This window comes from Gimesia sp., from assembly GCF_040219335.1.
Lineage (GTDB): Bacteria > Planctomycetota > Planctomycetia > Planctomycetales > Planctomycetaceae > Gimesia.
Map to the genome: position 1 here is coordinate 115,311 of NZ_JAVJSQ010000044.1, position 15,505 is coordinate 130,815.

The window sequence follows — 15,505 nt, forward strand, 5'->3', positions numbered from 1 at the left end:
ATGATTTGTCATTGTTTTTTATTCAATTTTCGCGATAAGATGAGAGAATGGAGTTAGTCTTACAAAAATAAAAGAAAGTCCCACCCATGCCTCTCAATCGTCGTGATTTCCTCCACACCTCCCTCTGTTCCCTGGCTGCGGCCTCTGCTGCGGGGACGGCTTCGTTGCAGGCTGCGGAATCGAAGCCGTTGATCGGCTCCATTTCGAAAGAAACGCTCTTCCGCAATCGTGATGGGGCCGGCGTCACCTGGTTTCATCCGCGGGGATGTATGGTTCCCGGGGCCGAGGGAAAAGCGACGTTTCTGTTGAACCTGCAGGAGATTGGCGGCTCGGATTACTTCGGGCAGGTGCACTGGACCGAATCGACGGATCGGGGCAAGACCTGGAAAGAGCCGGCACCCATTGCCGCACTCGGTCGGGATCCGGTCAAGGAACATCCCGGTCTCAAGGCGGGCGTCTGTGATGTGACGCCGCAGTATCATCCACAGACCGGAACCGTTCTTGCGTTGGGGCACGTCGTCTTCTATCGCGGTCCCCGCTTTGCCCGCGGCGATCAGCTGGCCCGCTACCCCGTCTACGTCACGCGAGACAAAGACGGCCAGTGGTCAGAACGTAAGATTCTGCAGTGGGACGATCCCCGCGGTGCCGAGATCTATACCAATAATTGTGGACAGCGACTCGTGATGCCAGACGGCGATATCCTGATGTCCTTCACCTTCGGCGCAGGTAAACAGCCCCGCATGGTGGCCGGTGTACGTTGTGCCTTTGACGGCACGACACTCAAGATTCGCGAAGTCGGTCCGCCCCTGGAGAACAAAGTTGGCCGGGGCCTGCTCGAACCGTCTATCGCCCGCTTTGATAACCAATACTTCATGACAATTCGTGCCGAAGATGGACACGGCTACGTCGCGGTCAGCCCGGATGGTTTGAATTATCAGCGAAAGACCGCCTGGGCGTTTGACGACGGCACGCCAATTGGAATGTCCACCACGCAGCAGCACTGGCTCACTCATTCCGACGGACTGTTCCTGGTCTACACTCGTAAAGATGAGACAAACAAAAACATCATCCGCTGGCGATCTCCCCTCTGGGTGGCTCAGGTCGATCCGGAAAAGCTCTGCCTGATCCGCGACACCGAACGGGTCGCCCTACCGCTCGTCGGGGATGGCGTGGACGATCCCAACAATGTTGCGCTGATGGGGAACTTCGATGTCACCAACATCAGCCCGGACGAATCGTGTGTGACCGTCGGTGAATGGATGCCGCGGAACAAGGCCAAAGGCGATCTGTTGCTGGGACGCATCGAATGGAATCTGCCCAACCGCAGCGTCCCGGATTTTGTAAAAACCTGAGTGTCTGTTGAGATTCCCGTTTCAGGAAGCGCTGCTTTCCGCCAGTGAAGGATAGTCGACATAGCCCTCTGGACCCGTCGAGTAGTAGGTGCTTGGATCGGGATCATTCAGGCTGGCGTCGGTCCGCAATCGCTCCGGCAGATCGGGATTGGCGATAAACTTCTGGCCAAAAGCGATGGCATCCGCCTCCCCTTTTGCGATGGCCTCAGTCGCAGAAACTCTGTCATATCCGCCGTTGGTGATCAACACTCCCTGGTAAGCTTCGCGGATAACGGGAGTCACACGCGGTACATTCGGATTATAGAGCCGCCCCGGCTGAATCGCTTCGGCAGTATGGACGTAGGCCAGCTCATATTGATTCAGTGCCTCAGCCACCTGTGAGTACAACGCGATCGGATCGCTGTCCCCCATCCCTTTATCGTTCATCGTTGGACTGAGCCGTAACCCGGTCCGGTCTGCCGACCAGGCCTCGACCACCGCTTCAATCACCCCTTGCAGAAAACGCATGCGATTCTCGATGGAGCCCCCAAAGTCGTCGGTCCGCTGGTTCGAAGAATCACGCAGGAACTGATCGATCAGGTAGCCGTTTGCGCCATGAATCTCCACACCATCAAAGCCTGCAGAACGTGCCCGTTTGGTGGCGGTAGCATAGTCTTCATAGATGGCGTCGATTTCCGATAAGCTCAGCTCGCGCGGCACAACATAGGGCTGCTTCCCCGTTGGTGTGTGGGCATCCCCCTGAACTGCGATCGGGCTGGGGGCGACTGGCAACTGACCGTTGTGATAATCGGGATGCGACTGCCGTCCCATGTGCCAGAGTTGCAGGAAGATCCGACCATCGGCGGCATGCACGGCACTGGTGACTTCACGCCAGCCTGCTTCCTGTTCGTCGGTGTACATCGCAGGGGCACCGTGCCAGCCGTAACCCTGGGCACTGATGGCGGTCGCTTCAGAAATAATCAGACCGGCAGAGGCCCGTTGCGTGTAGTACTCAACCATTAACGGATTGGGAACACGGTCTGTGGCCCGGGCCCGTGTGAGCGGTGCCATGAGAATCCGGTTGGGTAGAGTCAACGCGCCTACAGTAAGTGGCTGAAACAAAACCTCGTAATCGCTCATGATATTCCCCTCGCAAAAAGTCCATTCTGCGGCTGTCTGTCTCTGAGAGCCATCTGCAGGATCAGTCGCTTCGACCCGTCGAAGGGAATGCTATGCCGTTATACTTTACGTGTCAACTATATTGTTCGGGAATTAATATTGGTCCTGTGTATCAATCCGCGGACTTTCCCTGCAGTTCCATCCGCCAGATCAGGCGTTGCTGTTTCTGAGTGGTTGCGCGGTTGAACAGATCCAGTTCTGTTTTCCCTGTGCGGGAGATGGGGACACCTGCGACCGATGGTACGTCGGCGACAGGGACACGGGGAACCGTCAATGACTCTTTCGCCGAATCATCAATCCACAGATTTGCTGCTGACTCGCTCTGCTCTTTCTCATCGTCAGCTAACTGCAGTTGCAGATGATGCTGACCGGCAGGAAGTTCCCGGGTGAAATACTCTGTCTCGACCGGCTTCTCCCCGGATTCATCCACAGAGAACAACCTCACTCTGGCAGTCTGACCTTTCGGAATAACGCAGTTCCAGGCATGCCAGTTTTTTAAGTCGCGACGACCACCGGCCACAACCAGTTCGCCGGGTTTCACCTCAAGCGGTTTGAACTGATGCGAGTTCTGGAGATCAACCTTGTAGAGAGGTTTATCGTCCACACTTTCCTGAACTGGCGCGATGAACTGATCGCGAACACCATCCCAGATCAGCATCCGGGGAGCCAGAGTCCCATTGGGCAACACGCCGCAGACAAGATGTTCCATATCTCTGCCATTAAATTTCAAATCGAGATAACCAAATTCGGCCAGTGGTTTTGAGGGGCCCGGTTTGGCATTCCAGGCGGTCGCATTCGCATAGCCATAAAAGGTGAGTGCCGGTTTGTCTTCCTGACCGAGCTGGTACCAGCGCTGGATATATTCAAAGGGACCGTGCGGTTCAAACGCAGAGGTCGAGATAAAATAATCGTCGGCCCCACCCAGGTTAGAGAGCATCAGGTTATTGTAACTGCCGCTGGAAGATGCCCAGCCACCCAGCATTCGGATCAGCGTACCTTCCGGATTAAAAATAAACGCTGCCTTGGGAGGAAATCGCTGTTTCGGTTTCACGTCCCAACTGGCACCACGGGGACGGACTTCACAGAGCACAACCACACGCTCACCCTGGTCAGTGGGAAGCGTCGTAATGGCGACCCGTTCCGATCTTCTGGTACTGTCAGTTCCTACCAGGTTCCACTTGCTCGTAAATTTTAGCGGTGTGGCAGCTTCGAAGTCGTTCAAAGAGAGTAACTGCTTCAACACGATCAGAGACGCTTGTTTCTGCAACTTTTGAATCAATACTTGCGGGGAGTTGCTCAACAGTTCTGAAGACTGCAGGTAGTCGACTGCAACATCGTAAAATGCGTATTTCTCTTTTGGTTTTTCATCTGAGACAGTCAGCACCACCACCCGCCCGTCGGCTTCGCGAGGAATAATCAGACGCTTGCGTTGCACATACGCGTCCTGCCCTTTCTGTTCGATGCGTCCCAGTATCGTAATTCGCAGTCGGGAAACCGCTTCTCCGTTCACTTCCAGGGGAACACGTAACTGGACGTTCCCGTCTTTGTCCGATTCCCCTGTCGCCAGCGGTCCAAACCGCTGTGAAGCCCAGAGTTGCCAGTCGTCGGGGGCATTTTCAAATGCAATCTCACTGACGGTAATTTTGATGTCGGATACTGGCTCCGCCTGACGATTGACAACCATTATTTTTCGAGGCGAACTGGGAACATACTTCTCCATGGTAATCGTTCGTCGCATTGTCTGACCACCTGCCAGATCAATCAGCGCATAGCGCGAAGGATCGTCGAGAGAAGAGGTTGGATAGACGGGCATCTGGTATCCGTCCGCAGTAACCTTGTACGATTCCCGATCGTCGGCGGGTAGATTCCGGACCCGGGCAATTCCCTGGGCATCGGTTTTGACGCGCAGAAAGGTCTCTTGTGCCCACTCTAAGCGCTGCTTGCGTGCCTCCTTATCAGGAGCGATGATTTGGTTTGCCATCGACCAGACTTCCGTGGCAGGAATAAACAGCTTCCCTCCAAAAAACAGCCCGTTGGGATTGAATTTGACTTCGGCACCTTCGATTGGCTGGCCGATGGGGTCGACCACTTTGACATTCAGGGACGTAGTTGGCGTGCAGGGAAGTTCCACCTCGGTCTTATACAGTCCCGGCGTGAGCGGAAACAGGTGCGGCCAGAAGGCATCGTGCCGACTGATGGCATTATCCAGGATCGATGCCTCTCCCGCGTTGTGCAGCTCCAGGTAGTTTTTATAAGACTCAACCGTCGGTCGAGTCGACTGATATCCGTCGACCAGCGCAAACAGCTGAGCAGTACCGCCGGTTGGCAGGGAATCAAAGACGAAGGTCCCATCTGGTTTCACAGAGGTGGACTGCTGCCAGGTCCAGCTGCCGTCGATCTTATGATCTTGCCCTTCACTAATATAGAGTTCCACACACCCATACTTAATCGGCCGGGGAACCGAGTCATCCAGACGTCCTTCCAGCCGGATACCCGGTTCGAGAATCGCCACAATTGTACCATCGTCTTCCACGCGTTCCGGATTAGTGACATCGATCAGGTGACTGAACAGCACCGGCCCGTCTTCGTTGCTGGCCACAACCCGCATCCAGCGGCGGTCCAGTTTGACAACCGGAGAAGTAAAGTAACCGAGCCGCCGAGCGTCCTGTTTGAACTCGCGTCCGATCACACGATTGTTTTCCAGTACGGGATAGGCATCGGGCAGCAGTTGGCCTTGAGTATCGACCGCTTTGACGCGAATGATGCGTCCCGGCTGAAGAACCAGTTTCGGGTTGCCGTTGAGTGAATATTGCGTGCCCGCTTTAGCATAGCCTTCAGCCTCGGCGGAGATCTGTGCCCGGGCGGCTCCCTCGGGAACCTGAATTGTGACTTCGCCTTTCTGATTCGTAACGGGAGGATTGATTGTAATTTTTCCCAGCATGTCCCCTTCATTATCTTCCCACCAGCCGACACGGACCTTGGCGCCGGCAATGGGCCGATCCTGTTCGTCGACAACCGTCACGATTTTCGGCGATGTCTGCTTCAGGTTAATGTCGGGTTTCCCCGGTTTTCGAACCTTCCGGTCAGCCGGTTTCTTTTTCTCTGCCTGGGGTTTATCTGTTTTCTCTTTCGTTTCTGCCTGCTTTGCTTTCTGAGGGGCATCCGGTTTTTGCGCAAGCACCTGCGGACTGAAGTGAACCGTCGCCACGACGACCGCAGAAAGGAATGCGAGCATTCCAAAACCATACCGCCAGGCAAGTGGAAGTCGATCGACGTCAGCCGGACGTTCGAGCCACTTGAGCCGCCGCAGCATTTGTGAACGGTCCGCCATCGCCAGCGCAGCCAGACGGGATTCCGCTCCCTGTCTCCGCAGAGCCCAGTGTGCCAGCAGACGCCGATATTCACTGAGACTGCTGATGGCATCAGCGGCTTGCGCATCTGATAAATGCTCACAGGCCAGGCGATGCCGATGCGGCAGCCTCCAGACCAGCGGATGAAACCAGTAGACCGCTTGTGTCAGATGGATGACCAGATTCCAGAACACATCGCGGCCGGCCACATGCGTGAGTTCATGCATCAGGATGGCCGACTGTTCCTCTGCCGACAGTGTTTCAAACCATATGCGGGGGAGATAGATTACCGGCCGAAAGACTCCCGCAGTACAGGGGCTTTCAATCTCTGTTGAATACCGCACACGGGGTGGACTTTCCAAGCGGAGTCGGTCCGCCAGGGACTGACACTGTTGCAGGATGTGATCGGGGACCAGCTCAGATTGTTTACGCAGAACGACAGCCCGGCGTACCTGCCAGCTGAGTCTGCTTAAGAGAACCATCATGCCAGCTAACCAGATCAGGGTGATTAAAGTGCTTCTTGACAGGGAAGACTTGTCTGATGCTGGTTGCTGGTGAACTGTGTTAGTGGATGGGATCGGGGGAGATTCAGAAGTCACCTCGTTTGATTCCAGATTACCGGAGGGCGTCGTGCTCGAGGATATCGCGATCTCGGGTTCCTGTTCCAGGGGCAGCGGATTGCTGTGCTCCGGCGGAGGTGTTTCTTGCGGTACGAAGGGAGTCGTTTGTGTTTCCTCTGTCAGGGATTTCGGAACGGATTCGCTCTGGGAAGCAAAAGCGGGATGCTTCATGTCGGGAGCACTCTCGACAACGGCTTTTGTCCTCTCTGCTTCTACGGGGGGTAAAATCGCCAGCCCCAGAGGTGGTAATACATAACAGACCAGCGGAAACAGCAGGCAGACAACAGACAGAAAGCGAGTCCACAAAACGGACCAGCGCGGATTGACTGCGGAAAGCGAGTACAGAAGCAGCCACCCGACTGCCAGTAACAGAGTCAGGCGGAGCAGTGTGTTTTGCAGTAGCTCAGATATATCCATCGCAGATCCTTTCGAAGTGGGAATCTGTGGTCTGTTTCAGTATAGCAGATTTTCGCTTACTTTTCGCCGCGGGCAATTTTCTTGAGCTGTTTGAGTTCTTCGGGACTCAGACGCTCCTTCTCAGCCAGCTCCATCAGCAGCTGTCCGGTTGAGCCGCCGGTAAAGACTTCCGCCAACCGGCGCACCATCTGTCGCAGGTGTGTTTCCCGCTTGAGCTTGGGTGAATACAGATACGCCCTGCCTTCGCGCTGACGCGAGAGCATGCCCCGCTCGACCATACTCACCAGCACGCTACGCAAGGTGCCGTTATCGATCTCCCAGCCAAAGGACTCCTGGATTTCACCCGGCTTTTGCGGCGATTTGTTCCACAACAGACGCAGAACCTCCAGCTCATTCTGATTGGGCTGTTCCATTTAACACTCTCCCATGACGGAACATCAAAAATCCAAACTGAACTGTGATTGTTTCACAGTTGATGGGAGGGTGCAAGAAGAAAGTGTGGAAAGTTCACAGAATGAAATGGGAGTGCGAGGTGAACTTGTTTCAGAGGCAGGAGTTACTGATTTTTCAATGCCAGCAGCAGGCTGGGATCGTCGGTATAAATGCGTTCGACGCCCTGCTTGAGCAGTTGCTGCATCAAATCGGGATCGTTGACAGTCCAGGCGCCCGGTTCTAGGCCGGCGGCTTTAATCTGCTGGACTTTTTCTGGAGTAATACCGCTGTAATGTAGAACCAGGGCTTCAAAGCCGCGCTGCCTGGCAATCTTGATGTCGGCTGCAATATCCGTATCCGCACCACGATCCCAGAAGACAGGCATCTCGGGAGCCAGCTGTTTGACCTGGGTCATAAAATTCAGGTTTCCGTCATTGAAGCCGACCCAGGGCTCCATCTTCAGACGCTTGACCAGTGCGACCGCCTCTTTAACACAGTCGGCCTTGGGCTGCAGCGAAACACGTGTTTTGTGCTGTTGCTTGACGAGCAGCAGTACTTCCTCGAGCAACGGCATCCGCTGGGGTGGGCATTCTGTTCTGGTCAGCTGCTTTCTGCGACGGAAGTCGGTAGCGACGTCAATCGTTTTCAGTTCTGCATACGTGGAATCGGACACATTCCGGTTCTGATCACCCACCCGCTTCGTGGTCTTGTCATGGGTGACGACCAGCTTGCCGTCCTTCGTGAGAAAGATGTCGAGTTCCAGCCAGTCTGCACCCGCTAAGATTCCACTTTCAAAGGCGGGGATCGTGTTTTCCGGCCAGGCAACAGAATTGCCGCGGTGGGCGGTGACCCCGTTGTTTAAAAAGGAATGTTCCTCAGCAGGAAGTACCGTCAGCAGATTGAGAGTGAACAGCAACGCGCATACAAATTTCATCTCTTGAGACTCCAGAAAAAAGACCAGGACTCATGCTAGCGGGCCCCAGTGAAGATCTCAAGAAGAGCAGATGAAATTCAGCGACGCGGTCAGGCGATGATATCGTGGACGACATTCGTTTCGAACTGATGCGTCAGCCGTTCGCCCAGGCCGTTGCGCTGGTAGACGAGTCTTTCATGATCCATGCCCAGCAGATGCAGAATGGTCGCGTGCCAGTCCTGGATGCTGACGCGGTTCTCTACGGAAGCGTAGCCGACTTCATCAGTGCTGCCGTAAACCAGACCCCGTTTGACTCCGCCCCCCGCCATCCAGGCTGAGAAACCGTAGGGACCATGATCGCGGCCGGCGAGTTTCATCTGGGCGTTATTTGTGATCTGGGCCGTCGGCAGACGTCCAAACTCCCCACCCCAGAGGACCAGGGTCGAATCGAGCAGTCCCCGCTGACGCAGGTCTTTGAGCAGTCCCGCGACCGGCAGGTCGGTCTGGCCACAGGCACTCTGCAAGGAATTTGCAATCTTGGAGTGGTTATCCCAGAGTTGTGTGCGGGTATAAAGCTGAACGAAGCGAACTCCTTTCTCGACCAGACGTCGGGCCAGCAGGCAGCGTCTGCCGAAACTTTCGGTCTCTTGCTGATCGATGCCATACATGGCCAGGGTTTCCTGCGTTTCCTGTGCCAGGTCGAGTGTCTCGGTCGCTTCGAGCTGCATGTTGGCAGCCATCTCGTAATTCTGTATGCGGGCTTCCAGTTCCTGCTGACCGGGGCGTTGTTTCTGATGCATGCGGTCGAGTTGTTTGAGCAGCTGTTGTTTGTTGCGACTGACCTGCTCGGCGTGAGCGTAATCGGGAGCCAGGTTCAACAGCGGAGAGCCCGTCGATTTCATTCGCGTTCCCTGGTAGAGGGGCGAAAGGTAACCCGACATCCAGTTGTCCACGTTGTTGACAGGCAGTCGATTGGTGGGATCAGCGAGCACCACGTAAGCAGGCAGATTCTGATTTTCATTCCCCAGCCCGTAGGTGACCCAGGAACCGAGCACCGGATGCCCGGGAAACGTCTGGCCGGATTGCATTTTGTAAATGGCCGGTTCGTGGTTGGGATGCACGTTGTACATCGAGCGGACAATCGTCATCTCGTCCACTTCCTGTGCAATGTGCGGCAGCGCATTGGAAACCCAGGCCCCCGACTTGCCGTGCCGCTTGAATTCAAATGGGCTCTGCATCAGTTTCCCGGTGCGGTCGGTTTCGAATACTGCGTTGCCGGTCAGTTCGCGGGGAGCGGTCTGTCCGTGATATTTCTTCAAGGCGGGCTTGGGATCAAACAAGTCAACCTGGCTGGGGCCTCCCTGCATGCAGAGATGAATGACCGACGTGGCGCGGGGAGTGAAATGCGGACGACGTGGCTGCAGGTTCTCTGGAAGATTCTGAGCGCGATGTGTTTCTGCTCCGAAGGTCTGCTCACCCAACAGGGAAGACAGCGCAACGCCACACAGACCGTCTGTCATGCGATCAAAAAAGCGACGACGGGAAAGTTCGGTCAGCAGTTCATTTTGTAGCGGGGGAACGGTCATGTCTTCTCAGTCGATGTAAAGAAATTCGGCGGAGTTGAGCAACACGTGGCAGTATTCAGTAAATCCGTCAGCAGGACGGGAGTCCTGTTGGGAATCATTTTTTGCAGGGGGATTCAGCAACTTTAGCGAGTCGAGGGCCAGCGCAAGTTCTGTCTCAGCAGGGGGACGCTGGTAGGCCAGCTGGTAAGCCAGCTTAATCTGTTGAGCAGGATCGTCTCCTGCCTGCTTCCGTACTCGATCCGCAAAGTAGACCGCCAGTTCGTGTACCATTTTATTGTTGACCAGCAGCAGGGGCTGGGAAACGACGTTGGAAATCTTCCGTTCGGTGCAGTTCGGGTTCATCTGAGGCAGGTCGAACACTTCCAGGAAGGTCGGCATTTCTTTACGGCGGTGACGGACATAAACGCTGCGTCGCCAGCCGTCTTCACTCCGCTTCGCCGTAACCAGGCCATCTTTTCGGACTTCCACAGCAACCGGCTGACCATATTTCGTCTCGTCGAGTTCGCCGGCAGTGAAGATTAGAGCGTCGCGCAGTTCTTCTGCTTCGAGTCGTCTGAGTGGCATCCGGGAAAGCAGTTCGTTTTCCGGATCCAGTTTCTCCAGTTCCGGTGTGACTGTAGATGACTGGCGATAGGCTCTCGAGGTCATGATCAGGCGATGCAGTTTTTTGAACTGCCAGCCCTGCTGAACGAATTCGACCGCCAGCCAGTCTAGTAGTTCGGGATGGCTGGGAGGCGTTCCCAGGGCGCCAAAGTTGTCGATACTCTTCACCAGGCCGGTACCAAAATGTTTGTGCCAGATGCGATTCACAATCACCCGGGAAGTCAGCGGATGGTCGGGCTGCGTCAACCAGCGGGCAAATGCCAGTCTGCGTCCGGTTTTCTCATCGGTCTGCAGGGAAGGATCAATGCGATAAGGCGAGATGCCCTCAGCGATCGCGGACGGCGGCCCCGGTTCCACAGGACGGGTGGGTTGCATCTCGTCGCCACGGCGATAGATATAGGTCGGCGAAGGACGCCCCCGGTCCCAGAGGGCCCGAATCATTTCCGGGGTTTTGAGAGAGGCCTTTAAATCCTTGAGCTGTTTATCGAGCTTCTTCTTTTCCGCCTTGTCCAGTTTCTTGTCTTTGAGTTTCGATTCGACATCTGCAATTTTGGCTTCGATTGATGCATTGTGCTGATCGATGGCGGCCTGTTCTTCCTTGGGAACCAGGGTCAACAGACGACTGCGGGCCCGCTTCCACTGGTTGCTGAAAGGCTGCGGCGTCATCCAGTCGTACTCGTCGTAGGCTCCCTTAAAGATTGCCATGGAACGGTAATAGTCGCGCTGCGGAATCGGATCGTATTTATGACTGTGACAGCGGGCACAGTTCATCGTCAGGCCCAGCACACTGCGGTACAGCACGTCGAGTTCATCCGAGATGACTTCCAGACGGTCAGTCACACGATTCACCGGGTTGGCTGAAGTCCCATCGGGCGCCATTCTAAGAAAGCCGGTCGCCACCAGCTTTTCAATCAGTTCGGGAGTGACTTCCGAGGCGTGTTGATGATCGACCAGTTCATCGCCGGCCAACTGTTCGGTGAGGAAGACATCGTAAGGTTTGTCTTCACCAAAAGACTGAATCACATAATCCCGGTAGCGATACGCGTATTTGCGGATCAGGTCGGCACTCCGTTTTCCTTCGGAATCCGCGTAACCCGCCAGGTCGAGCCAGAACTGTCCCCATTTCTCGCCGTAACGGGGAGAAGCGAGCAGACGATCGACCAGTTGTTCATAGGCGTCCGGACTTTCATCCGCGAGAAATGCCTGTACTTCAGCTTGTGTGGGAGGCAGTCCTGTTAAGGCATACGTTGCGCGGCGGATCAACGTTCGCTTGTCTGCCTCGGGGGCATAGGAGAGGTCAGCTGCTTCCAGCTTACGGAGCAGGAAGGCATCGATCGGATTTTTCACCAGTGTCTGATGTTTGACTGCGGGCGGAGTGACCTGCTGGGGAGGCTGGAATGACCAGAACTGACGATCTTCCGGTGTGACCAGTGGATCCTGGTCGAGGCGAAACGGTTCGCTGTTGTCATCTTCATGCAGGCCTTCGGCGATCCAGGTCTTCACCGTTTTCAGTTCCGCGGCGGGCATCGGTTCTATTCCGGCACGGCTGATCTCCGCTTTAGGAGGGCAGCTCTTCTCTACAATATATTTGACCAACGGGCTCTCGTCGGGCTGACCTGTGATGACCGCAGGACCTGCGTTACCGCCGGTCAGCATGGCTGCCTTGGTTCGCAGGTCGAGTCCCCCTTCCTGGTATTCCGGGCCGTGGCACATCACACATCGGCGATAGAGGATCGGAATTACATCGTGCTGCGAGATCCGGCTTTCCGCGACAGACTGGGGCGCTGCTTTGAACTTGAGTCCGCCGCTGATCCACAGGCGTACGGTTTCGATTTCGGCTTTCGAAAGCGGCGTTTCGCCTTCCGGGGGCATCAGCTCTTCGTGCAGATAATCATAGAGCAGACTCTCTTCCGGTTGACCTGCAACGAGCCCTGCTCCTGATTCGCCTCCCTTGAGCAGGCCGGCGGTTGAGCTCAGATCGAATTCCGCTTTGCGGTTTTTCTCACTGTGGCATTTGACGCAGTGTTTCTGAAAGATCGGCAGGACGGTGTCTTCGTAAACAACGGATTTCTGTACAGCGGGAGGGTCTGCAGCATGGATGACGCTGGAGAAGTACAGGCAGACAATCAGACAGTTGCACAGCAGGCCGGTGATTGTACGACGGGAAACGACCATTGCTGAAGGTTTCTCGCGATTAGAGGCAGGCGTTGATGGGGGATGACAATCGAGTCTGATTGTCCATATGACTCAAGCTGGTAGTCACTCCCGTTCTGCGCGCGTCCAGAACTCAGGAAGGAACATAATTATAACAGTTTATATGTCGGTACTGTCAAGCACGAACCCCGATGATTCCTGTTTCGGCTGGTTCTGCTTGACTGGGCTGCCTGAGCGGTCCGATGTGAAGAATCGCTATAAACTCTGTTTCCTGTTACAAAGTTGTTGACTCTCAATTCTCAGAAATTACGATTGAATTTCGTTGGAAGGGATGAGGAACCCCACTATTTCGAGTGACTTTTTTCAGGAATCAGTTTGATGATCAGATCGCAAATCATGAAAGCGGGCCTCAGTGTGGTTGCACTGATGTTGCTGCTCTCCAGTGGACCGGCGCTTCAGGCCGGCGTGAGCAAAGATGCGGCGAGTAAGTATCTCAAGGATGTGCAGACCGGAAATCCCGGTTTGAAATCGGTGGGAAAAATTACATTCGGACCCGGCGGATTGCTGGTGGTGGCGGACCCTGCGAAAGCGACAATTACAGTTATTGATACTCACGATGCGGGACCTCTGCAGAAGCTGGAGCAGAAAGTACCCCAGATTGATGTTGCCGTAGCGGCCAGCCTGGGCGTCGAACCCGATCAGATCGACATCGCCGACATGGCCGTCAATTCACAGAGTGGCAAAGTCTATCTCTCCGTCAAACGCACGACCGACAATCAACCGGCGATTCTGGTGATTGACGCGCAGGGTAAGGTCAAGAACTTCGACCTGTCGAATGTCGACTATGTCCAGGTCTCACTCCCCGGCGGTGAAAAATCCAAAATTCGCAACATTACCGGCGTCGCACTGGCCAGCGATCGCCTCCTGGCAGCAGCACAGTCGAACGAAGAATTCGCCAACAAGATTTACTCGATCCCACTGCCGCTGACACATGGCACCTCGGCCAAAATTTTCAGCGCCGAAACCTATCATGTGGCTCATCGCCGCTGGGAAACCAAGGCCCCGATTCAGTCGTTCGTACCTTATTCAAATAAAGGTAAGAACTATATTGTCGGTGCGTTCGCCTGCACGCCGATTGCCAAGTTCCCCCTGGATGAACTGCAGTCCGGCAGCAAGGTCAAGGGAACCAGTGTTGTCGAACTCGGATCGGGAAACCGTCCGCTGGACATGCTGACTTACGAAAGTAACGGCAAGGAATGGCTATTGACGAACACCTTCCGCTTCCACTGGAAGAAGAGCATGTACGGCCCCAGTAAATGGTGGGGCGTTCGCGTCAACATGGATTACCTCGAAGCAGAGGACATCAATGAGGAAGCGGCTCGCCGCGATGTGAAACAGAAACAGGGGCCCAACGGCATTGAAATCGTCGATCAGCTCTCTGGTGCCGTGCACATCGATAAGCTGCAGAAAAAGGAAATCGTAGTACTGCGTGACAACGACGGACACCTCGACCTGGAAATTGCCGAGCTGCCATAACCAGTTTGGTTTTTGATCTTCGGGCTCTTTCCGGTTTTTAAATCAACGGGAAAGAGCCTGTTTTAATTCACGAAACAAATGAGCGGCATGGCGCTGGCCACCGGTTTTGGAGAACCGCGTGTTTTCCAGATTACCGGCGACTAACGTCGTTCCGCTCACCTCTGCTGGAATGGTGTAGTGATGTCGTTATCAGTCCCAGCTGGAAAACTAGTCTCAATCACGCTGCTTTTGGTGACCACTTTCAACCTGATATCACCTGAGTATTCGCAGGCAACCGGCACACCCGATGACCGTCTGTTTCAACTCAGCTTTGAAGCAGACAAACAGGACCCGCGGCAGTGTCGTGTGGTCGTGACGGCAGCAGATTCCCGACTCTGGACAACGCTCCGGGATGCCTCCGAGGAACAGTACCAGCAGGTTCTGTCACTGAAGCGGGAAAGCAAATCTTCTCAAGAGCTGCCACCCATGCTGGGCCGCTATGAACTACAAGATCAGCGGCTCACCTTTCAGCCTGCATTTCCGCTCGTGAGAGGCGGTCGCTATCAGGCAACCTTTGACGCGCGTGCCTTACAACTGGCTGGAAAAGAGGGAGAGCAGCGTCTGCAGAAAACGTATGCGATTCCCCTGCCCGATGCAAAACCACCGCAGGTGCTGTCGATCTATCCTTCGGGCAAAGAGCTCCCCGCCAATCATTTAAAGTTTTATATTCAGTTTTCGGAGCCGATGCAGCAGGGGGACATCTTCGATTACTTCTCACTCTATAACAAAACTCAGCAGCAACTGGTCCCTCGACCGTTTAGACACACTGAGCTCTGGTCTCCCGATGGGAAGCAACTGACACTCTGGTTTCATCCCGGTCGCCAGAAGACGGGCGTGAATCTGAATGTCGAACTGGGGGCGATCCTGAATGCCGGACAGGAGTATGAATTAAGGATCAACCCGAAGTGGTCAGCACTCACGGGGCATGCACTGGGACAGGAAGTAAAAAAAACATTCTCAGCGGTCGCCATGGATGAACGTCAGCCGAAACCTGAGTCATGGCAACTGAAAGTTCCGGCCTCCGGAACACGGGCGCCATTGATTTGTGAACTGGGGGAATCACTGGATTACGCCCTGCTGCACAGTCAACTTCGCATTCAGACGATCAGTGGAAAACCGGTGCCCGGCAAGATCGAACTGGCGGATCACGAATCGGTCTGGAAGTGGACCCCGGAAAAACCCTGGCAGCCGGGGCACTATCAGCTGGTGATCGGTTCTGTGCTGGAAGATCTCGCGGGCAACAGCCTGCAGCAGCCTTTCGCCGTCGATCTCTCTCAAAAGCAGACAGGCTCGAACACGGTAGGGGAATTCGTTACACTCGGGTTTGAAATCAAATAAGCTAAGC

9 protein-coding genes are annotated in these 15,505 nt (G+C 55.0%); 3 read left to right on the forward strand and 6 right to left on the reverse strand.

The window, feature by feature from the left end; genetic code table 11:
* The first annotated feature begins 86 nt into the window (after positions 1–86).
* Positions 87–1,352, forward strand: a complete 1,266-nt coding sequence (locus RID21_RS30170; protein ID WP_350195485.1) for a sialidase family protein — start codon at positions 87–89, stop codon at positions 1,350–1,352.
* Positions 1,353–1,373: 21 nt separating this feature from the next.
* Here RID21_RS30170 and RID21_RS30175 read toward each other — a convergent pair whose 3' ends face one another.
* The 6 genes from RID21_RS30175 to RID21_RS30200 all read right to left on the reverse strand — a co-directional run bounded on the left by RID21_RS30175 (position 1,374) and on the right by RID21_RS30200 (position 12,606).
* Complete coding sequence (locus RID21_RS30175; RefSeq protein ID WP_350195487.1) at positions 1,374–2,471, reverse strand: alkene reductase; 1,098 nt, start codon at positions 2,469–2,471, stop codon at positions 1,374–1,376.
* A 151-nt stretch (positions 2,472–2,622) separates the two neighbouring features.
* Positions 2,623–6,897: a M56 family metallopeptidase gene (locus RID21_RS30180; RefSeq protein WP_350195489.1), complete on the reverse strand. Its 4,275-nt coding sequence runs from the start codon at positions 6,895–6,897 to the stop codon at positions 2,623–2,625.
* 56 nt (positions 6,898–6,953) lie between these two features.
* Positions 6,954–7,310, reverse strand: coding sequence for a BlaI/MecI/CopY family transcriptional regulator (locus RID21_RS30185; RefSeq protein WP_350195491.1), 357 nt, complete (start codon positions 7,308–7,310; stop codon positions 6,954–6,956).
* Positions 7,311–7,453: 143 nt separating this feature from the next.
* Entirely contained in the window at positions 7,454–8,263 is an 810-nt protein-coding gene (locus tag RID21_RS30190; protein ID WP_350195493.1) for a glycerophosphodiester phosphodiesterase, read from the reverse strand.
* Between the two features lie 89 nt (positions 8,264–8,352).
* Entirely contained in the window at positions 8,353–9,828 is a 1,476-nt protein-coding gene (locus RID21_RS30195; RefSeq protein ID WP_350195495.1) for a DUF1501 domain-containing protein, read from the reverse strand.
* A 6-nt stretch (positions 9,829–9,834) separates the two neighbouring features.
* The gene (locus RID21_RS30200) at positions 9,835–12,606 is read right to left on the reverse strand and encodes a PSD1 and planctomycete cytochrome C domain-containing protein (RefSeq protein ID WP_350195497.1); all 2,772 of its coding nucleotides are present in this window, start codon (positions 12,604–12,606) and stop codon (positions 9,835–9,837) included.
* 357 nt (positions 12,607–12,963) lie between these two features.
* Here RID21_RS30200 and RID21_RS30205 point away from each other — a divergent pair, with 357 nt between their 5' ends.
* Positions 12,964–14,121, forward strand: a complete 1,158-nt coding sequence (locus RID21_RS30205) for a hypothetical protein (protein ID WP_350195499.1) — start codon at positions 12,964–12,966, stop codon at positions 14,119–14,121.
* A gap of 180 nt (positions 14,122–14,301) precedes the next feature.
* Entirely contained in the window at positions 14,302–15,498 is a 1,197-nt protein-coding gene (locus RID21_RS30210; protein WP_350195501.1) for a hypothetical protein, read from the forward strand.
* The last annotated feature ends 7 nt before the right edge of the window (positions 15,499–15,505 follow it).